Below are 20,510 nucleotides of genomic sequence, written 5' to 3'. Positions count from 1 at the left end.
TGCGTAAGTCGTGAAGAATACGGAGAGCCTCATGGCTTATGAAGTCCGCTTTTGTTCCAACTGCGCGACTGAGCTGCAATGGATTGTGGCCACCGAGGACAGCGGCGAGGTGCAGCGTCTGCGCTGCCAGAGCTGCGGGTTCACGCACTGGGGCAATCCCACGCCAGTACTGGCAGCTGTGGTGGAAGGCGACGATGGCCGCGTGCTGCTGGCGCGCAATGCATTGTGGCAGGAGGGTGTTTTCGGCCTGATCACAGGCTTTATGGAAGCGGGTGAATCACCGGAAGCGGGAATCTGCCGCGAGGTTCTCGAAGAGACAGGGCTGCGTGTGAAGGCGCTGCGCTTGCTGTGCTGCTCGGAGTTTCTGCGCATGAACCAGGTGCTGATTGCCTACCATGTGCGTGTGGAGGGCAGGCCCGAGGATGTGCGGCTGTCGCCCGAGTTGCTGGAATACCGCTGGCAGACCGCCGAGGAGTCGCTGTGCTGGCCTGCAGGCACGGGCTATGCCCTGGCAGAGTGGATCAAGCAAAAAGGCTTTGAGCCGCGTTTTGGCGCTTTCCGTCCCGGTCAGAACCCCGAGCCTGATCCTGCCAAATGGCCTGTGCGACGCTGGGCCGAAGACACTCGCTTCATGGTGGCGCCGGCTCTGGATTGAGTAAAGACCGCGCTGCTGCTGCCAGCGCCCGGTTTTTCTACAATCGGTGCAGACGAGGAATCCACCCCATGCAAGTAGATCAAGAAGTTGACACCCGCGGCCTGAACTGTCCGCTGCCCATTCTCAAGGCCAAGAAGGCACTGGCCGCCATGCAAAGTGGTCAGCTGCTCAAGGTGGTGGCCACCGACACCGGCTCTATCCGCGACTTTCAGGCCTTTGCCAAGCAGACGGGCAACGAGCTGGTCGAGCAGCAGACCGTGGGCGATGAATTCATCCATATTCTCAAGCGACGCTGAGCTCGGTGCTTCTGTTGCAGGAGCTGCTAACGTATAAAAGGCCTGAAATTTCAGGCCTTTTATATTGGAGACTGGCAACTGGCGTGCGTCAGATGCTCAGGTTTTTGAGATAGTCACGGAAACTGTCACCCACATCGGGGTGCTGTAGCGCCAGCTCCACCGTGGCCTCCAAAAAACCTTCCTTGCTGCCGCAGTCGTAGCGCTTGCCGGCGTACTGGAAGGCATAGACGGCCTCGTGCTGCATCAGCCGTTCGATGGCATCGGTCAGCTGAATCTCGCCGCCCACGCCCTTGGGCTGGTTGCGGATTTCGTCAAAGATGGCTGGCGTCAGCACATAGCGGCCGGCCACACCCATGCGCGACGGGGCTTTTTCGGGGGCAGGCTTTTCCACGATCTCGTCGATACGCATCAGTGGACCGCCTGCGGGCTGGCCCTTGACGATGCCGTAGCGCTTGGTTTGATCCAGCGGGACTTCCTGCACGGCCAGCAGCGAGCGGCCCTGCTTCTGGAAGGCGGCCGTCATCTGCGCCATCACGCCGGGGCCGCCGTTCTCACCGGTCATCAGGTCGTCGGCCAGAATCACGGCAAAGGGTTCGTTGCCGACCAGGGGTTCGGCACACAGCACGGCATGGCCCAGACCCAGGGAGCGGGGCTGGCGCACGAACAGGCAGTTCATATCGGCCGGGCTGACGCTGCGCACCAGGTCCAGCATGGCTTGCTTGCCGGCATTCTCCAGCTCGTTCTCGAGTTCGTACGAGGTGTCGAAATGGTCTTCGATGGCTCGCTTGCTGCGGCCGGTGACGAACACCATGTCGCGGATGCCGGCCTCATAGGCCTCTTCCACGGCGTACTGGATCAGCGGCTTGTCCACCACGGGCAGCATTTCCTTGGGTGAAGCCTTGGTGGCTGGCAGAAAACGGGTGCCCAGGCCTGCAACAGGGAACACGGCTTTGCGGACGCGGGTTTGATTGCTCATGTGCTTGTCTTTTCTGGATGGAAAAAAGGCGCAGTTGCCTGCGCCTTGTGATCGCGAAAGTTTACTAGGGATCAGCCCAGTCGAGCCAGTTGCTCGTTGATGCGGGTCAGGGTTGCGCCAAAGTCGGCCAGGCGCTTGCGCTCCTGCTCCAGCACGGCGGCGGGGGCCTTGGCGCAGAAAGCCTCGTTGCCCAGCTTGCTATTGGCCTTGGCGATTTCACCTTCGAGGCGCTTGGCCTCCTTGGACAGACGGGCTTTCTCAGCAGCCACGTCGATCTCCACGAACAGCGCCAGACGGGCATCGCCCACCACGGAGACGGGGGAGTGCTGAGCTTCGGCGGCCCAGGCAGCCTCGTCGTCAAAGACCTTGACGTCGCTGAGTTTGGCCAGGTTCTTGAGCACGGCGGCATTGGCACGCAGGAACTCGGAGCCTTCGGCGGAGCCGGCGATGGCCAGCAGCGGCAGACGCTGGGCGGGCGAGACGCCCATCTCGCCGCGCAGGGCGCGGCAGGCGTCCACCATCTGCTTGATGCGGGCTACATAGGCAATCGAGGCTTCGTCGATCTTGGCAGGCTGGGCCTCGGGGTAGCGGGCCACGGCGATGGATTCGCCCTTGAGGCCGGCCACAGGGGCGACTTGCTGCCACAGCTCTTCCGTCACAAACGGAATGATGGGGTGGGCCAGACGCAGAATCGCTTCCAGCGTGCGGATCAATGTGCGGCGCGTGGCGCGTTGCTGGGCTTCGTTGCCAGTCTGGATCTGCACCTTGGCGATTTCCAGGTACCAGTCGCAGAACTCGTTCCAGACGAAGTCGTAGATGGCATTGGCCACGTTGTCCAGGCGGAACTCGGCAAAGCCCTTGGCGACCTCGGCCTCGACCTTCTGCAGCTGCGAGGCGATCCAGCGGTCGGGCTGGCTGAAGTGCATGTAGCCGGCGAACTCGCCGCCGGGCTGGCACTGCTCCTTGGTGTGTTCCTTGAGGCCGCAGTCGTAGCCTTCGCAGTTCATCAGCACGAAGCGCGAGGCGTTCCAGAGCTTGTTGCAGAAGTTGCGATAACCCTCGCAGCGCTTGCTGTCAAAGTTGATGGAGCGACCCAGCGAAGCCAGGGCGGCAAAGGTGAAGCGCAGCGCATCGGCGCCGTAGGCGGGAATGCCTTCGGGGAATTCCTTTTGCGTGTTCTTGCGCACCTGGGGCGCTGTCTCGGGCTTGCGCAGGCCGGTGGTGCGCTTTTCGAGCAGAGGCTCCAGCGAGATACCGTCGATCAGATCCACGGGGTCCAGCACATTGCCTTCGGACTTGCTCATCTTCTTGCCCTGGGCGTCACGCACCAGGCCGTGGATGTAGACATGCTTGAACGGCACGCGACCCGTGAAGTGCGTGGTCATCATGATCATGCGCGCCACCCAGAAGAAGATGATGTCGTAGCCCGTCACCAGCACCGAGGAGGGCAGGTAGAGGTTGAAGTCATCATCGGCCGCATCGCTCTGCCCGGGCCAGCCCATGGTCGAGAAAGGCACCATGGCGGACGAATACCAGGTGTCCAGCACATCTTCGTCGCGGCGCAGTTTTTTTCCGGGAGCCTGTGCCTGGGCTTCGGCTTCGTTCTTGGCAACGTAGATATTGCCTTCTTCGTCGTACCAGGCGGGAATCTGGTGGCCCCACCACAGCTGGCGCGAGATGCACCAGTCCTGGATGTTGTTCATCCACTGGTTGTAGGTGTTGACCCAGTTCTCGGGCACGAATTGCACCTCGCCAGAGGCCACGGCGTCGATGGCTTTTTGTGCAATGCTCTTGCCTGTAGGGTCCTGGTCGCTGACCTTGCTCATGGCGATGAACCACTGGTCGGTCAGCATGGGCTCGATCACCTGGCCGGTACGATCGCAGATCGGCACCATCAGCTTGTGCTTCTTGATCTCGACCATCAGGCCCAGCTCTTCAAGGTCGGCCACGATGGCTTTGCGGGCCACAAAGCGGTCCATGCCGCGGTACTTCTCGGGCGCTTCATCGTTGACCTTGGCGGTCAGGTCCAGCACCGTGATCATGGGCAGGCCGTGGCGAATACCGACCTGATAGTCGTTCTGGTCGTGCGCAGGCGTGACCTTGACCACGCCGGTGCCGAATTCCTTGTCCACATACTCGTCGGCAATGATGGGGATCTCGCGGCCCACCAGCGGCAGGGTCACGGTCTGGCCGATCAGGTGCTTGTAACGCTCATCCTCGGGGTGGACCATCACGGCCACGTCGCCCAGCATGGTTTCGGGGCGGGTGGTGGCCACCACCAGTTGGCCCTCACCGCTGCTCAGCGGGTAGGCGATATGCCAGAGCGAGCCGTCTTTTTCCTGGTTTTCCACTTCCAGGTCGGACACGGCCGATTGCAGCACCGGGTCCCAGTTCACCAGGCGCTTGCCGCGGTAGATCAGGCCTTGCTGGTACAGCTTCACAAAGGTCTCGGTCACCACCTTGGACAGCTTGTCGTCCATGGTGAAGTACTCGCGGCTCCAGTCCACGGTATCGCCCATGCGGCGCATCTGCGTGGTGATGGTGTTGCCGGACTTTTCCTTCCACTCCCAGACTTTCTTGGTGAACTCTTCGCGGCCCAGGTCATAGCGGCTCACGCCATGGGTCTGCAACTGGCGCTCCACCACGATCTGGGTGGCGATGCCGGCGTGGTCGGTGCCGGGAATCCAGGCCGTGTTGTAGCCCTTCATGCGGTGGTAGCGCGTCAGCGAGTCCATGATGGTCTGGTTGAACGCATGGCCCATGTGCAGCGTACCCGTCACATTGGGTGGGGGCAGCTGGATGGCGAAGTTGTTGCCGGCAGCGGTGGCTTCGGCACCGGGCTTGCCTGTGCCGCGATAGCCGGCATTGCCATAGCCGCGCTTTTCCCACTCGGGCCCCCAATGGGCTTCGATGGAAGCGGGTTCAAAAGACTTGGAGAGGCTGTCGAGGCCGGGCTGCTGAAGGGTGTCGCTCATGGCTGCGTGGCAAAGAGTTCTGAAAATGAAAACGGCATCCAGAAGAGGGATGCCGTCTGCATGGAAATTGGGACGGATTGCCAATGATTTTAGCGATCCGATCCGCTGATGAGCGCGGTAGGTCTTATTTCAGGCGATGGCGCTTATTTACCAAGAGCTGGCAGCTATTAAAGACGTAGCGATAGAGCTGTTATTTCCCAGGGACGAATTCCGGGCGGTCGTTGGATTGTGGCTTCAGAGGCGTTGCCGTCTTGCCTTCGGCACGCTCCTTGCGCCACTGTTCTTTGCGCGCCGTCCACTCCTGAAGGCGGGCGTGGGCCGTAGTGCTTTCCTTTTGCATCTGGACGGCGTCGGCCAATTGAGCCGTCAGCTCCAGGCGGATGCCATTGGGGTCAAAGAAGTAAATGCTCTTGAAGATGTGGTGGTCGGTCACGCCCAGCACTTCCACGCCGCAGGCCTGCAGGCGGGCCTTGGTGTTCTCCAGTTCCTCCACGGTATCGACGCGGAAAGAGATGTGATTGATCCAGATGGGGGTGTTGGGCGAGGGCAGGGCCGCTTCGTCATCACCGATGTCAAAGAAGGCGATGAAGGAGCCATCCTTGAGGCGGAAGAAGAAATGGGTGTAAGGGCAGTACTCGCCCGTGGAGGGCACGTAGTCGCTCTGGATGATGTGATAGAGCGGCAGACCCAGGATGTCTTCGTAGAAGTGGCGGGTCTCCTCCGCATCCTTGGCCTTGTAGGCATAGTGATGCAGCTGCTGCACGGCCGCGGGCTGGGGCAGACCGCTGAGGTCAACGCGACGAGGCTGGGAATAGACCGGGGTGGGGGCGGTGCTCATCAATCTGTCTCCTTGGGAAGGTTTTTATGAATTCTACTATTCGTAATTAATTAACCTAAAGGGAATTTTTGAGTAAGGGGATTGCACAGATGCAAAAAAGCCCGGACCGCTTTCACGGACCGGGCCAGGGCCGGACTCGAATGAGCCCGGCTCGTGAGGAGCTATGGAGCGGATTACTGCTTCACGGCTTCGATCTGCATCACCAGACGCACTTCCTTGGGGAAGCCGTAGGCAATGCCGTAGTCCAGACCCCACTGGGTGCGGTCGATGGTGGCTTCGAAGTCGCCGCCGCAGACTTCACGCTTTTGCAGCATGGGGCTTTCGTAGCAGGTGAACTTGTTGGCCTTGATGGTGATGGGGGCCGTCTTGCCCAGCAAGGTCAGCTGGCCGGTGACTTCCTTGAGCTTGTCGCCGTTGAAGACGAACTTGTCGGAGACAAACTTGGCTTCAGGGAATTTTTCCACGTTGAAGATGTCGGCGCTTTGCAGGTGCTTGTTGAAGGCGGGGGTGCCGGAGTTGACCGAAGTCATGTCCAGAGCCACTTCCACCTTGCCGGTCTTGGCAGCCTTGTCGAACTGCACGCTGCCGCTCTTCTTGTCAAAGCGGGCGCGGTTGGTCGAGGCGCCGAAATGGTCGATCTCGAAGGTGGCGAAAGTGTGGGTGGGGTCGATGGCGTAAGTGGCAGGTGCGGCGTGAGCGGCAGAGGCCAGCACGGAAGCAGCGGCCAGGGCGAACAGGGCAGAACGCATGGTGAGAACTCCTATTGATGGATTGAAACTATCAAAACATGAGCTGCAGGCGCTTGACCATCAAGCGCTGGAGCCGAAAAACGCTTAAATCTTGCCGACGCCGGTCAACGCCAGCTTGAATTGAACATTGACCTCGTCGGCCACCATGGAGGTGTCCTTCCAGTCGCCGTCGCCGATCTTGAAGGCCAGGCGCTTGAGCGGCAGGGTGCCGGTGGCCATGGTGGTGCCACCGGACTGGGTCAGTGTCACGGGCAGGCTGACTTTCTGTGCATTGCCCTTGATGGTCAGCGTGCCGTCCACCTGGAACTTGCCTGCGCCCAGAGCCTTGACGGCGCTGGAGGCAAAAGTGGCCTGGGGGAATTTGGCGATGTTGAACCAGTCCGCCTTGGGCAGCTCGGCATCGGTTTCCTTGGCGCCCATGGTGGCGCTGCCGGTGTCGACCGTGAAGTGGATCTTGCTGTTCTCGGGCTTGGCAGCGTCGAAGGCAATCTGGGCGTCGAACTTCTTGAACTGGCCCTTGAGCGGCACACCCATCTGCTTGGCTTCAAAGTTGACGGCGCTTTGCGCGGGCACCAGGGTCTGGGCAGCCTGGGCGGCAGTGCCCATGAGGGCGGTGGCGATCAGTGCAGAGGAAAAAAGGACTTTCATCAAAAACTCCTTGTGATGAACAGAGAAAATTTAAAAACTGGCGCGATCCAAGCGAGAAACACCGAGCAAGGGCCGCCCCGCAGCGACGGTGTTGTCCCCTTGGGGGGAAGCGGCAAAGCCGCTCAGGGGGGGTTATTTCCCCGGAATCATTCGAGACAAGAGTCCGTCGCGGTCAATGACCTGATGCTTGATGACGGCAGCGACATGCATCACCACCAGGGCGGCCAGCGCATAGGCCAGATAGCCATGCCAGGGCTTGAGGGCTTCGGCCAGTTCGGGGCTCTTGCCCACCAGATCTGGCAGGGGGATCTGGCCAAACAGCACGATGGGGAAACCGGCGGCCGAGCTGTACATCCAGCCCACGACAGGGATGGCAAAAAACAGCGCATACATCAGATGATGCACGCCATGGTGGGCCATGCGTTGCCAGCCGGGCATGGTGCGGGTGACGGCTTCGGGCAGCTCCGGCGGGCGATGGGTGATGCGCCAGACCAGGCGCAGCACCGACAGAATCAGAATCGTCATGCCGGCCCATTTATGCCAGTTGAAGTATTTGAGGCGAGCGGGCGAGAACGGCAGGCCTGTCATATACAGACCAAAGCCGAAAATACCGATCAAGGCCAGGGCCAGCACCCAGTGCAGGGCAATCGCTGTAGAGCCGTACCGGCTGATGGAGGATGAGGAAGCGGAGTTCATGGAAACTGCAATCATTGGGGCGGCTTGCCTGATCAGCGAAGCACGGGTTGCAGTGTATGAAGCTGAAAGTGCAAAAAGGTTCAGCAGGTTTGAGGTTTCAATTCAAAAAAGCTGAATGCCCGAGCCGCAAACAGACGGTTTCTGCAGGGGCCATATGCCGTTTCGGCGTGGAGAGAAAGCTGTGCTTCGCTCTGTCTGACAAGCACCAATGCCGGAAGTTGGTGTTGATGGATATCAATTTTCCGAGTAATTAACTTGTGATTAAAAGTCACAAACAGTCATGCGAGCCACTGTTTCTATACTCCGCGCCTCTTAGTCTTTTAAAGACCGAAGCGTGGCGGACGGCCTAGGCTGGCGATAGGTGGGCAGGAATGCCGACAACAACTGCAGCCGTTATCACCTGCTTTTTGACTCTTGGACGCATACAACGTTCAGGAATACATAGTCATCTAGCGATGTGCCCACGCCAGTCCTTGCTGTTGCTGTGCGCATTGCAGCAAGGAGTTGGAACCGTGTCCAAACTGGACTTGAATCGGCGCAGTTTTCTGAAAGCTGCCGCTGCCATGGGCGTGATCGCAAGTGTGCGCCCGGTCAAAGATGCGCTTGCGGAATTGATCACGCCCGCAGGGGGTCAGGAGACCCACTGGATCAGCGGCAACACGCTCAACTACCGCCGCGACGGCCTGGCCAAGGTCACCGGGCAGAAGGTCTTTGCCATCGACCTGCGCGCCCGGGACATGCAGGGCTGGCCCGAGCAGCAGTCGCATGCACTGACCATCCATATCCCGCGCGCCGACCGCATCTACGAAGGCCTGGACCTGTCGGTGCTGGGCAGCGATTACCAGCCCGATGTGCTGATCGACGCAGAGTCCATCGCCGCCGACGGACTGCGCATGCCCGATCCCGGCTTCTACGGCGAGTTCTTCGTCAAGAAGGGCCAAGTTTCGCCCATGCTGGGTCACCCGGTGGCCGTGGCCATCTGGCATGACTACGAGAAGTTCCGCGTGGCCAACCAGCGCCTGCGCTTCAACGACGCCATCTTCCGTTTCGGCGCCGAGGCCGCCCAGCCGCCGCGTGCGCCCTATGTGGCCGCGCGCTATGTGCGCGTACAGGGTGAGGATGCCTACGGCGAGGACAAGTTCTCGCCGATGAAGAACACCGTCATCTGGCCGCAGCTCGATGAAAAAGGCGTGCACTGGCCCGACCGTAGCCACCCGGCCTTCGGCGCGCTGATGGGCGAGTCGGCCCGCATCCAGGCCGAGATGAAGCAGCCCAAGGAAGGGCTGCGCGCCTTTGCTCGCAAGTACTACAGCCAGTCCATCGAACACATGGCCATGGAGATGGAAAACGGGCTGGCCTGGTATGAGCAGGGCAGCGGTGCGCTGCATATGGTGGCCGCAAGCCAGGCCCCCTACGGCACGGCCGAGCATGTGATGCACATGCTCAAGGACAGCAAGCTGCCGCTGAACAAGCTGGACTACATCAGCTCCTACACCGTGGGCTACGGTCAGAAGGAGCACCATCCCTTCCCGTTCTACGTGGCGCTGGCCTCGCTGTATGCCCAGGGCCGCCCGGTGCGGCTGGCGCTGGACCGCTGGAAGCATTTCCAGTTCGCGCTCAAGCGTCACCCCTTCGACGTGGAGACCGCGATCTCTGTGGACAAGGACGGCAAGTTCCATGCGCTGACCTGCCATATGGTGGGCGATGGCGGCGGCGTGACCAACTTCAGTCCCTCGGTGGGTACGGTGGCGGTGACGGCGGCGCAGTCCATCTACTACTTCCCCGAGAGCGACCTGTCGACCGAGGTCCATCCCTCCATCGGCGTCACGGCCGGCTCCATGCGCGGCTATGGCACGGTGCAGTCCATGGCCTATACCGAGATGCTGGTCGACGAGATCGCCCAGGAAATCGGGCTCGACGCCATCGAGCTGCGCCAGCGCAACGTGCTCAAGAGCAGCATGAAGAACACCCAGGGCGCCTCGCCCTCGGGCCATCTGCGCATAGGTGAAATCCTCGACATGGCAGCCAAGGACCCGATGTGGACCGAGCGTGCCAAGCGCAAGGCCGACTTCGAGGCGGCCAACCCCGGCCTGCTCTATGGCATAGGCTTCGGTGCGGTGCAAAAGGACTTCGGCACGGGTGCGGAAGCCTCGATCGCTCAGCTTGAGATCACGCCAGAGGGCCGCATCAAGATGCGCCATATCACCACCGAGATCGGCACCGGCAGCACCACGGCGCAGCTGGTGGCGGTCGAGCCCTTCCTGGGCCGCCCGGCGGACGATGTGGAATTCGCGGTCAACCACTGGGACAACCTGCCGCTGCACACCAAGGACGAGCCCTACACCACGCCCCAGGCCAAGGAAGACGAGCTCGCCAAAGACCCGACCTGGACGCCGCGCCTGGTGTCGCCGGTGTCGGCCTCGAACTCAGCCTACTACTTCCGCCACGCCACGCAGCAGGCCGCGCAGCTGCTGCTCAAGCTCTGCCTGTGGCCCGCGGCCCAGTCCATCTGGTCCAGCAAGGAAGGCGGCGGCCAACTGCTGCCCAGCACCGTCACCGAAGACATGCTGGAGTGGCGCGACCGCATGCTCGTGGCCGAAGGCCTGGAGCCGCTGAGCCTGGAGCGCCTGGCCGCTCGCGCGCACGAGCTGGGCATCGTGACCGGCGTGTGCGTGCATGCCTTCAACCGCTGGGCCTGGGCCAAGGCCGACTTCACCGTCGATGGCAAGAAGTTCCAGGCCATGGTCGATGCGCTGTCCGTGCAGTACGGTAATGGTGCCAGTGAGGCCAAGAAGGCCGCGATGAAATCCGGCGGCTATGCCTTTATCGCACGCGACAAGGTCTACTACCCACCGGTGCAGCGTAACAACGCGGGCACGGTGTACTACGCGCCCTGCGCGACCATGGTGGAGCTGTCGGTGTCCCCGGGCACGGGCAAGGTGAACCTTCTCTCGCACAAGACCTGGCTGGAATGTGGCACGCAGATCGTGCCCGAACTGGTCTCGGGCCAGATCCAGGGCGGTGTCGTCATGGGCATAGGCCATGCGCTGTACGAAGACCTGCCGCTTCATGAGACCGGCCCTGGCAATGGCCAGTGGAGCCTGAACCGCTACCACGTGCCGCGCGCCAGCGAAGTGGCCGTGTGGAAGGCCGAGGGCGTGGTGCTGCCGCCGCTGTCGCGCACCGACCCGCCCAAGGGCATGGCCGAGGTGGTGATGATTCCGGTGGTTGCCGCCTGCGTCAATGCCATCGCCCACGCCACGGGCAAGCGCTTCCATGCCACCCCCGTGACCCCCGACAAGATCAAAGAGGCACTGTGATGCAGGACCGTATCCAATTCTCCGCCACCATCAATCGTAAAAAAGTAGGCCCCGTCGACGTTCCCAAGGACTTGATGATGATCGAGTTCCTGCAGGAATACGCAGGCATGAACGGCACCCGCCTGGGCTGCGGCCAGGGCGTTTGCCGCGCCTGCACCATCATCGTGGACGACCCCGAAAAGGGCTCGATGACCGTGCCCGCCTGCGTGACCGGCGTGACCTGGCTCAACGGCAAGACCATTCGTACCGTCGAGGGCATCGCCTCGGTGGACGACAAGGGTGTGGTCCATCCGTCGCCTGTGCAGAAGGCCTTTCTGGAACACTATTCCTTCCAGTGCGGCTACTGCACGCCGGGCTTTGTGAACTCGGCCACCGTGCTGATGGAAAAGCTCGAGAAGCACCCCGTGCCCGCCGATGAGGTGGAAAAAGCCATCGAAGATCAACTCGAGCCCCACATCTGCCGCTGCACCGGCTATGTGCGCTACTACAACGCCGTGCGCGACGTGATCCTGAAGACGCCGGGCCTGACCACGGGCAAGCGCAGCAAGGAGGTCGTCAACAATGGCTAAGACCTGGATCAAGGGCCTGGGCGCAGCCGCCGTGCTGGGTGTGCTCGTGGCCGGAGGCATGTATCTGTACGGCAGCGCAAGCGGCGACGTCCCGCCAGCCACGGTGGACTTTGCCAAGTTGGGCCCGCAGGAGTTCGACACACTGTACAAGCGCGGCGAGCAGGTGTTTCGTGCGGGTGACTGCGCGGCCTGCCACAGCTCGCCGACCACGGGGGCGGAACTGGCGGGCGGCGTGCCCATGGTCACGCCCATGGGTACGCTCTACGGTACCAATATCTCGCCTTCCAAGGAACACGGCATAGGTAACTGGACGGCCGACGATCTGTACCGGGCAGTGGCCGCCGGCATGGCGCCGGGGCGCAAGAACCTGTACCCGGCCATGCCTTATGCCAGCTACCACCAGATCACGCGTGCCGATGTCGATGCACTCTGGGTGTGGCTGATGAAGCAGCCGGCCGTGGAAGTCGCCAACAAGCCCAGCGAGATGAACTTCCCGTTCAACATCCGTCCTGCCGTGGCCATGTGGAATACGCTCAATCGCCCCGCTGCCAAGGAGTTCGACATGTCGGTGGACGAGCTGGTGCGCGGCAAGTATCTGGTGGATGTGCTGGGTCACTGTGCCGAATGCCACAGCCCGCGCACCAAGGCTACGTTCGCCATGGATGGCTCGCACTATCTGGAAGGTAACACCATCGAAGGCTCGTACGCTCCGGCGTTGACTCCCGATGCCTTGAGTGAGCGCGGCTGGACCAAGGATGATCTGGTCAAGTTCTTCCGCACTGGCCTGTCGCCGCAAGGGGTGATGACTTTCCGCATGTCCTCGGTGCTTGAGCATTCCACCTCGCGCATGCCGGAAGCCGATGTGCGCGCCATGGCGGCCTATCTGACCCAGAATCGCGAGATGCCGGGGCCCAAGGTCAAGGCTGCCGAAGCACAGACCAGCGTCAAGGGTGAGAACCTTTACCTGGGCCTGTGCGCGGGCTGCCACGGTGCGCAGGGCGCGGGCCAGCCGCATTCGTCGGTGCCCATGAGCACCAATACCACGGCCATGTTCCCCACGCCCATCAACCTGATTCGCGTGATCCGCGAAGGCGTGCATGAGCGCGATCTGGCCCAGGGCGAGCGCATGCAGACCATGCCGGCCTATGCCGACAAGCTCAGCAACGAGGAGATGGCTGACCTGGTCAATTACATGCGCCAGACCTGGGGGGGCCGTCCCGGCGACGTGACCGCCGCGCAGGTGGCCGAGCATGTGAAGACCATAGAGCACAGCAAGTAAGTCCGGACCTGTCTTGAGGCCACGGTCGCGCGGTTTGCCGCAGCGGCCGTGGCCTTTTGTTTTGCAGGTCAGGAATTCACGAGTGCAGCATGGCCTGAGCTTGGGTGGAGCGCTCCGCCTGCTCGCGCCTATCCGTGTCTATCTACGCCTATTCGTCCTGGGCGGGATTGTCCGGCAATATCACCATGGCCTGGGCCGCGAGCTTCCAGGCAATGGCCGAGGCTTCCATATCGCCACGGTGCTCGGCCATCAGCGCCAGACGTTGCCAGGCGCGGGTGCGCAGCTGGGCGTCTTGCAACAGTGGTGCGGCGCGGGTCAGCAATTGCTGGGCCTTGCCCCATAGCTGGCGCTGCACGCAGGCCATGCCGGCCAGATATTGCAGGCGCGGCTCGCGCGGGTTGGCGTTGGCTGCTGTCTCGAAACGGGCCAGCCAGGCCGCATCCAGCTTGCCCAGGCATGACTGCAGCACCTGCACCAGCTGGGGCAGGTGGGCTTCGGTACGAGGGCTGGCTTGTGGCAGCAGATGTTCCCACACGGGCAGCAGCCAGGCACGTGCCTGGGTGGCCTCTCCGCCCAGTGCGACCAGACGCTCGGTTGCGGGGATGGCGACTTCGGGCATGGCTCGCTCGTCTTCGTCCAGCGACAGCCAGAACTGCTGCAGTGACGAGGTATCGCGTGCATCGCGAATGCTGGCCAGCAGCAGGCCACGTACCACGCTGGCCGAGGCGGCCGGAGAGAAGGCGCGGTGCTTGGCCAGCAGGCGCGCGGTGTCGAGAGCTACCTGGGTGTTGCCCGCCAGTCGGGCAGCCTTGAGCTTGATGCGCAGGGCAATTGTGCGGCGGCCGGCGCCCTGGGGCAGATCGCCCAGGCGGCGCATGGACTCGGTGGCGTCGCGATCGTCCAGCGCCCAGCGGGCCGAGCGCATCTGCGCGCCCTCACGGATTTCCTGGTCCTGGGTAGTGCCGGGTTCGGGCAGGGCACTCATGGCCTGCTGCCAGTGCTTGTCGCGCAGGGCCGAATCCTGCAGCGCATGCGAGGCATCGGCCGCCAGCAGATGGGCGGTGGCGCTCAGGCGCTCGCCATAGGGAATGGCTGCCTTGGCGTCGCGCAGCGACTGTTCGGTGGACAGGGCCGTCATGGCCGCCTTGCGGGCGCGAAGAAAACGACCGGCCTGCAGATGCGACAGCGACTCCAGCAGGCTCTGGTTCATGCTGCGCTCTTTCTGCTGCATGCGCCAGCGGCGTGCCTGGTGCGGCATCTGCAGCAGGGTGGCCAGCGCGCGCAGGGCGGCGTAGAGCAGCACAAAGGCCAGAAAAATCAGGACGATGGCCAGATTCAGCGACATGTCCACCCGGTAGGGCGACCAGAACCAGGTCACGGAACTCTGGTTGTTGCCGGCGAACAGGGCCGTGGCCACGGCCACGGCAAACAGACCCATCAACCACAAGGCAGCACGCATTGGGGTGTCCTCCTGGCTTAGCGGCCTGCCGCAGCTGTGGCCAGTGCGGTCAGTGTGTCATCGAGCTGCACGCGATCCGTGCTGTGCAGATTGTCCTGAATCTGCTGCAGCTGGGCCTGTGCGGTCTGGGTGCGGCGGGCGCGCGTGTCGAAGTACTTGCCCAGCATGACGTTGGCCGAGTTCAGGTCCATGCGGGCCGATTCCCACTGGCGCGAAAGCAGTGCCAGCCGGGCATTGAGCAACTTGAGCTTGAGGTTCTCGCGCAGGAAATAGCCTTGCTCGGGTGCCAGCAGCACGACTTCGGGGTGCTCGATGCGGCGCACGCGTACCAGGTCGGCCGCGCCATCGCGCAAAGCTTCCCACAGCTGCTGGCCCTGCCCCTGCCACCAGGCCCATTGGGTCATTGTGAGGCTGTTGTCGGCTGCCGCTGGTTGGGCTCCGTTCTTGTCGGGGGCGGCGCTGCGACTGCGGGCACGGCCCACATCGTTGATCAGGGGCAGGTCGTCCACCTGGCGTGTCAGATCCTCGATGCGAGAGAGCACGCCCTTGGTGTCGGTCACGTTCATGCGCGAGAGCTTGTCCAGATCCTGGTCAATGGCCCGGATGACCGGAGCCAGCCGCGGCTGGGCTGCACTTTCCACGCGCTTCTGTGCGGATTTGAGGGTGGCAACCAGGGGCTGCAGACTACCCGAAAGCTCGGCCTGCTGCTGAGCCATGCGCACGGAGGACTCGATATCGGCCACCAGATTCTCGTCACGCGTGCGCGAGAGGCTTTGCATCAGTTCTTCGAGCTGGTTGCGCTGCAGACTGAGTTCGCCCACGCGCGCTTCCATCACGGAGACTCGGGCTGCGCTGTCGCGGGCCAGATCCTGGGCATCCTTGGCCAGGGTGCGGGCCTCCACCGACTGGGCGCCGGACTGGGCCGACTGGCGCGCCAACTGCTCCTGCATATTGCCCACACGCTGCCACAGCATGCCGCAGGCCACCAGGGCGGCGATGGCGACTGCGCCCAGCGTCAGCACCAAGGGCATGGGCGCGCCGTTGCCGGCTGCAGCGGATGTCTGGGGTGAAGGCGGTTGGTGTGGGGTGTCAGGAGTGGGGATGGCGTCGGAGCTCATAGAGCCGATTCTATAGACGCGAGCACCTCATCCTGTGTTGGACGACTTTGCAGTACCAGGCCAAAACCGGCGGCTTCGGCCTTGGCGGCAATACGAGCGTGGGTGGTGAGTGCCCGCGCCTGCTGCCAGCTTTGACCGGGCAGCATCTGTTGTAGGTTGGCAACAGCTTCGGAGCTGCTGAACAGCCACAGGCTGCGGTCGGTGGCGGCATTGCGGGCCAGCTCCCGCTGTTGCGGCGTCCATTGCGGCAGCAATCGCTGGTAGACGGCCAGCAACTCCACCTCGGCACCCGCTTCGCGCAGGCGTGCGGCCAGCCAGTCGCGGCCCGCGCCCTGGGTGGATGGGGGCGCAGTTTCAGGCGTCGGGCTGTCGCCGCGCACTATGAGCACGCGGTCGCCGGGGCGAATCTGCTTGCGCACGCGTTGCCACAGGGTTTCGGATTCGAACTGCGCAGCATCTGCGGCCGGGCCGTCGATCTGGCCGGCGGGAATGCCTGCGGCCAGCAGCGCGCGCGCCGTGCCGGGGCCCGGTGTCCATGCTCTTGTATCGGGAGCTAACAGCGCTTGATGGGTAAGCGCTTCGGGCGAATTTGATGCAAAGAAATACTGAACCGCGTTGCCGCTGACAAACATCACGGCGCGGTAGTGAGCTGGGGTGAGGGCACAGGCTCTGGCCTGGGCCAGCGCCTGCTGGGCTGCTTCGTCGCTGCAAGGGCCTATGCCCATCAGCGGCAGGGCATGGGCTTCCCAGCCCCGCGATTGCAGCGCGCTCACCCAGGGCTGGGCATCGTGCTGCGGGCGGGTGACCAGAATGCGCGCGCGCATGGCTGTGGCCGCTCAGGCTTGCTTGGTGGCGGAGACCTTGGCAGGTATGGCACCTGCGGCCTGCAGCTGTGCGGCCAGGCTTTCGCCCAGCGCATTGGCGGTGGCAAAGTCGGTGACGGTGGCGCTGGCTTGCACGCGCACCAGAGGCTTCTGGCCTTCGATATCGCCCCAGGCGGCATCCATGTGCAGGGTGTTGCCCTCAAAGCGGCCGAAAGCGGCCAAAGGCATGGAGCAGCTGCCCCCCATGCAGCGGCTGACGGCACGCTCGGCCGTCACGGTCAGCCAGGTGGGCATGTCGGCCAGCGGTGCCAGGGCTTCCATGATGTCCTGGCGATTGGTACAGACCTCGATGCCCAGGGCGCCCTGGCCAGCGGCCGGCAGCATCTGGGCGGGATCGAACTTCATGCGGATGCGGTCGGCCATGCCAAGGCGCATCAGGCCGGCTGCGGCCAGCACGATGGCGTCGTACTGACCTTCATCGAGCTTGCGCAGGCGGGTGTTGACGTTGCCGCGCAGCGGCTCGATCTTCAGATCGGGGCGCAGGGCCTGCAGCAGGGCCTGGCGGCGCAGGCTGGAAGTGCCGACCACGGCGCCCTGAGGCAGCTCGTCCAGCGATGCATATTTGTTGGAGACAAAGGCATCGCGCGGGTCTTCGCGCGTCATCACGCAGGCCAGCACAAAGCCTTCGGGCAGCTCCATGGGCACGTCCTTGAGTGAATGCACGGCCATGTCGGCGCGGCCTTCCTCGAGCGCCACTTCCAGCTCCTTGACGAACAGGCCCTTGCCGCCCACCTTGGACAGTGCGCGGTCCAGGATCTGGTCGCCCTTGGTGGTCATGCCCAGCAGTTCGACCTCATGGCCGCGGCTGCGCAAGATCGCCTGCACATGTTCGGCCTGCCACATGGCCAGCTGGCTTTCGCGTGTGGCAATGACGATGGATGCTGGTTTGGACGATGCGGAATTCATAACGGACGCTGTATCTGGCAGGTAACAGGGGATGCTAGCATGGCAAGTTGACCTATACAGAGCCCAAGGAGAATACTCAATGCCTTCTGCCCGAGCCTCGAAATCCGCCAGTGCCGACAAGCCCTTGCGCACGACGGACAAGTCCAAGGACAAGGATTTGCCGTTGATCGAAGACATTCGCCTGCTGGGCCGGATATTGGGCGATGTGATTCGGGAGCAGGAGGGCGAGCAGGCATTTGCTCTGGTGGAGCAGGTACGTCAGCTTTCCGTGGCGTTTCGCCGCGATGCCGACGAAGCGGCCGACAAGGCGCTCAAGAAGCTGCTCAAGGGCCTGTCCAGCGACCAGACCGTCAGCGTGATCCGCGCCTTCACCTATTTCTCGCATCTGGCCAATCTGGCCGAAGACCGCCACCATATCCGCCGCCGCGCCGTGCACGAGCGTGCCGGCAATACGCAGGAAGGCAGCATCGAAGTGGCGCTGGCCCGGTTGCGCTGGGCGGGCATTTCCTCGGGCTCGGTGGCCCAGATGCTGACCAGGAGCTTTATCTCTCCGGTGCTGACTGCCCATCCGACCGAGGTGCAGCGCCAGAGCATTCTGATGGCCGAGCGCCGCATCGCCCAACTGATGGCCGAGCGTGACGATATCGAGATGCGTGCCCAGCTCTACAACAGTGCCAAGGACGCGCTGACCCCGCGTGAGCTGGCCCGCGTCGATGCGCAGCTGCGTGCCTGTGTGGCCCAGTTGTGGCAGACCAGGCTGCTGCGCCACTCCAAGCTCACCGTGGCCGACGAGATCGAGAACGCGCTGTCGTATTACGAAGCGACCTTTTTGCACGAGATTCCCAAGATCTACACCCAGCTGGAGCAGGAGCTGGGTCAGAAACTGTCTGCCCACAGCTTTTTGCGCATGGGCCAGTGGATTGGCGGCGACCGTGACGGCAACCCCTTTGTGACGGCCGAGAGCCTGGAACTGGCCCTGTCGCGCCAGGCCGATGTGGCGCTGCGCCACTATCTGCGCGAGGTGCATTGGCTGGGCGGCGAGCTGTCGCTGTCGGACAATCTGGTGGGCGTCACGCCCGAAATGCAGGCTCTGGCCGATGCCTCGCCCGACGGCAATGTGCACCGCAGCGACGAGCCTTATCGCCGCGCGCTGACGGGCATGTATGCACGGCTGGCCGCCACGCTCAAGGTGCTCAGCGGCGGCGAGGCCGCACGCCACGCCGTGGCACCGCAAAACGCCTATGCCACGGCAGAGGAATTTCTGAACGATCTGCAGGTCATCGACGACTCGCTCTCGCGCTTCCATGGCGACATGCTGGCACCGCAGCGCCTGCATCCGCTGATGCGTGCGGTACAGGTATTCGGCTTTCATCTGGCCACGGTGGACCTGCGCCAAAGCTCGGACAAGCACGAGGCCGTGGTGCAGGAGCTGCTGTCGGTGGCGCGGCTGGAGTCCGATTACAGCGGCCTGGAGGAAGACGCCAAATGCGCGCTGCTGGTGCGCCTGCTCGAAGATGCACGGCCGCTGCGCGTCATGGGGGCCGAGTATTCCGAGCATGCGCGCAGCGAGCTGGCCATCTTCGAGGCTGCGCACCGCCTGCTTCGGCTGCAGGGCCGTGAGGCCATCCGCCACTGCATCATCAGCCATACTGAAACCGTCAGTGACCTGCTGGAAGTGCTGCTGCTGCAAAAGGAAGTGGGGCTGCTGCGCGGAACGCTTCAGGACGGTGCGCAATGCGATCTGATCGCCGTGCCGCTGTTCGAGACCATCGAGGATCTGCGAAACGCCGAGCCCATCATGCGCCGCTATTACCAGCTGCCCGGCATTGCCGAGATGATGAAGAAAAGCGGTGGTGAGCAGGACATCATGCTGGGCTACAGCGACAGCAACAAGGATGGCGGCATCTTTACCAGCAACTGGGAGCTGTACCGCGCCGAGATTGCACTGGTCGAGCTGTTCGACGACCTGGCCGACCAGTTTGGTATCCAGCTGCGCATGTTCCACGGCCGTGGCGGTACCGTGGGGCGGGGCGGCGGCCCCAGCTATCAGGCCATTCTGGCCCAGCCGCCGGGCACGGTGCGCGGCCAGATCCGCTTGACCGAGCAGGGCGAAGTCATTGCCTCCAAATACGCCAATCCCGAGATCGGGCGCCGCAATCTGGAGACCCTGGTGGCTGCCACGCTGGAAGCGACCCTGCTGCAGCCCACCAAGCCCGCGACCAAGGCGTTTCTCGAGGCTGCGGCTTTTCTGTCCGAAGCCAGCATGGGGGCCTACCGCTCCCTGGTCTACGAGACCCCTGGCTTTACCAATTACTTTTTCAGCAGCACGCCGATCCGCGAGATCGCCGAACTCAACATAGGTTCGCGCCCGGCCTCGCGCAAGGCGACCCAGGCCATCGAAGACCTGCGCGCCATTCCCTGGGGCTTCAGCTGGGGGCAATGCCGTTTGACGCTACCGGGCTGGTACGGCTTTGGCGCGGCGGTGCAGGCCTTCATCCACCGCCCGGGCAAGGATGCCAAGGCGCAACTGGCCCTGCTGCAGAAGATGTACCGCCAGTGGCCGTTCTTCCGCACGCTGCTCTCGAATATGGACATGGTGCTGGCCAAGAGCGATCTGAATCTGGCTTCGCGCTACAGCGAACTGGTGACCGATACGCGCTTGCGCCGCCGCATCTTCGGCGCCATCGAGGCCGAATGGCAAAGCACGGTACAAGCTTTGAACAGCATCACGGGCGACAAGCAGCGGCTGGAACACAACTCGGCGCTGGCGCGCTCCATCCGCCACCGCTTCCCCTATATCGATCCGCTGCACCATCTGCAGGTGGAACTGGTGCGCCGCTGGCGCGCAGGCCAGACCGACGACCGCGTGAAGAACGGCATCCATCTGTCCATCAACGGCATTGCGGCCGGTGTGCGCAACACGGGTTGAGGTACATCGCAGCAGCTCTTGAAACAGGAGCTGCTTGCGCCAATGCATAAAGGGTTTGAGGTATATGAATGCTTCAAACCCTTTTGTATAAGGCGTGACCAGCTATGAAATAGTAAGCTGATCTTTGAGACCGGCGCGCTCCAAGCGAGAGGCAGCGAGCAAGAGCCGCCTCGCTGCGAGGCTGCCGTCCCCCTCAGGGGAAGCCGCAAAGCG

Annotated in this window: 16 protein-coding genes; 6 read left to right on the top strand and 10 right to left on the bottom strand. The window is 62.9% G+C overall.

The features are described from left to right. Nucleotides 1-31: 31 nt before the first annotated feature. Together QMY55_RS17670 and QMY55_RS17665 are read left to right on the top strand one after the other, a co-directional pair. The gene (locus QMY55_RS17670; protein WP_283485458.1) at nucleotides 32-655 is read left to right on the top strand and encodes an NUDIX domain-containing protein; all 624 of its coding nucleotides are present in this window, start codon (nucleotides 32-34) and stop codon (nucleotides 653-655) included. A gap of 68 nt (nucleotides 656-723) precedes the next feature. Next, a complete protein-coding gene (locus QMY55_RS17665; RefSeq protein ID WP_099736099.1) occupies nucleotides 724-951 on the top strand; it encodes a sulfurtransferase TusA family protein in 228 nt (75 codons plus the stop codon). Between the two features lie 88 nt (nucleotides 952-1,039). Here the strand turns inward: QMY55_RS17665 and galU are convergent, their stop codons facing one another. From galU to QMY55_RS17635, 6 genes are all read right to left on the bottom strand, one after another. After that, nucleotides 1,040-1,927, bottom strand: a complete 888-nt coding sequence (gene galU, locus QMY55_RS17660) for a UTP--glucose-1-phosphate uridylyltransferase GalU (protein ID WP_283485457.1) — start codon at nucleotides 1,925-1,927, stop codon at nucleotides 1,040-1,042. Nucleotides 1,928-1,998: 71 nt separating this feature from the next. Continuing rightward, nucleotides 1,999-4,902 (bottom strand): valine--tRNA ligase, encoded by a 2,904-nt coding sequence (locus tag QMY55_RS17655; protein ID WP_283485456.1) that lies wholly within the window; start codon nucleotides 4,900-4,902, stop codon nucleotides 1,999-2,001. A gap of 190 nt (nucleotides 4,903-5,092) precedes the next feature. Continuing rightward, nucleotides 5,093-5,740, bottom strand: coding sequence for a VOC family protein (locus QMY55_RS17650; protein WP_283485454.1), 648 nt, complete (start codon nucleotides 5,738-5,740; stop codon nucleotides 5,093-5,095). A 173-nt stretch (nucleotides 5,741-5,913) separates the two neighbouring features. Continuing rightward, nucleotides 5,914-6,489, bottom strand: coding sequence for a YceI family protein (locus tag QMY55_RS17645; RefSeq protein WP_283485453.1), 576 nt, complete (start codon nucleotides 6,487-6,489; stop codon nucleotides 5,914-5,916). Between the two features lie 84 nt (nucleotides 6,490-6,573). Next, entirely contained in the window at nucleotides 6,574-7,137 is a 564-nt protein-coding gene (locus QMY55_RS17640; RefSeq protein ID WP_283485452.1) for a YceI family protein, read from the bottom strand. A gap of 132 nt (nucleotides 7,138-7,269) precedes the next feature. Next, the gene (locus QMY55_RS17635; protein ID WP_283485451.1) at nucleotides 7,270-7,833 is read right to left on the bottom strand and encodes a cytochrome b; all 564 of its coding nucleotides are present in this window, start codon (nucleotides 7,831-7,833) and stop codon (nucleotides 7,270-7,272) included. Nucleotides 7,834-8,345: 512 nt separating this feature from the next. Between QMY55_RS17635 and QMY55_RS17630 the strand changes: the two genes are divergently transcribed. From QMY55_RS17630 to QMY55_RS17620, 3 genes are read left to right on the top strand one after another with little or no spacing between them, the layout of a single operon-like run. Beyond that, nucleotides 8,346-11,153: a xanthine dehydrogenase family protein molybdopterin-binding subunit gene (locus QMY55_RS17630; protein WP_283485450.1), complete on the top strand. Its 2,808-nt coding sequence runs from the start codon at nucleotides 8,346-8,348 to the stop codon at nucleotides 11,151-11,153. Further along, nucleotides 11,153-11,722, top strand: coding sequence for a (2Fe-2S)-binding protein (locus QMY55_RS17625; RefSeq protein ID WP_283485449.1), 570 nt, complete (start codon nucleotides 11,153-11,155; stop codon nucleotides 11,720-11,722). The genes QMY55_RS17630 and QMY55_RS17625 overlap by 1 nt, the downstream gene beginning before the upstream one ends. After that, nucleotides 11,715-13,001, top strand: a complete 1,287-nt coding sequence (locus QMY55_RS17620) for a cytochrome c (protein ID WP_283485448.1) — start codon at nucleotides 11,715-11,717, stop codon at nucleotides 12,999-13,001. The genes QMY55_RS17625 and QMY55_RS17620 overlap by 8 nt, the downstream gene beginning before the upstream one ends. Nucleotides 13,002-13,149: 148 nt before the next feature. Here the strand turns inward: QMY55_RS17620 and QMY55_RS17615 are convergent, their stop codons facing one another. The 4 genes from QMY55_RS17615 to hemC are packed head-to-tail and all read right to left on the bottom strand — an operon-like array spanning nucleotide 13,150 to nucleotide 17,368. Further along, nucleotides 13,150-14,460 (bottom strand): heme biosynthesis protein HemY, encoded by a 1,311-nt coding sequence (locus QMY55_RS17615; protein ID WP_283485447.1) that lies wholly within the window; start codon nucleotides 14,458-14,460, stop codon nucleotides 13,150-13,152. Between the two features lie 17 nt (nucleotides 14,461-14,477). Further along, nucleotides 14,478-15,578, bottom strand: coding sequence for a uroporphyrinogen-III C-methyltransferase (locus QMY55_RS17610; RefSeq protein WP_283485446.1), 1,101 nt, complete (start codon nucleotides 15,576-15,578; stop codon nucleotides 14,478-14,480). Then, entirely contained in the window at nucleotides 15,575-16,402 is an 828-nt protein-coding gene (locus QMY55_RS17605) for a uroporphyrinogen-III synthase (protein WP_283485445.1), read from the bottom strand. Before QMY55_RS17605 ends, QMY55_RS17610 begins: the two co-directional genes overlap by 4 nt. Nucleotides 16,403-16,414: 12 nt before the next feature. After that, a complete protein-coding gene (gene hemC, locus QMY55_RS17600) occupies nucleotides 16,415-17,368 on the bottom strand; it encodes a hydroxymethylbilane synthase (protein ID WP_283485444.1) in 954 nt (317 codons plus the stop codon). 79 nt (nucleotides 17,369-17,447) lie between these two features. Between hemC and ppc the strand changes: the two genes are divergently transcribed. Next, complete coding sequence (ppc, locus tag QMY55_RS17595; RefSeq protein ID WP_283485443.1) at nucleotides 17,448-20,297, top strand: phosphoenolpyruvate carboxylase; 2,850 nt, start codon at nucleotides 17,448-17,450, stop codon at nucleotides 20,295-20,297. The last annotated feature ends 213 nt before the right edge of the window (nucleotides 20,298-20,510 follow it).

Source organism: Comamonas resistens (assembly GCF_030064165.1).
GTDB classification, from domain to species: domain Bacteria; phylum Pseudomonadota; class Gammaproteobacteria; order Burkholderiales; family Burkholderiaceae_C; genus Comamonas; species Comamonas resistens.
The sequence above is the reverse complement of the archived record's forward strand: the minus strand, read 5'-3'. Positions and strand labels throughout refer to the sequence as shown.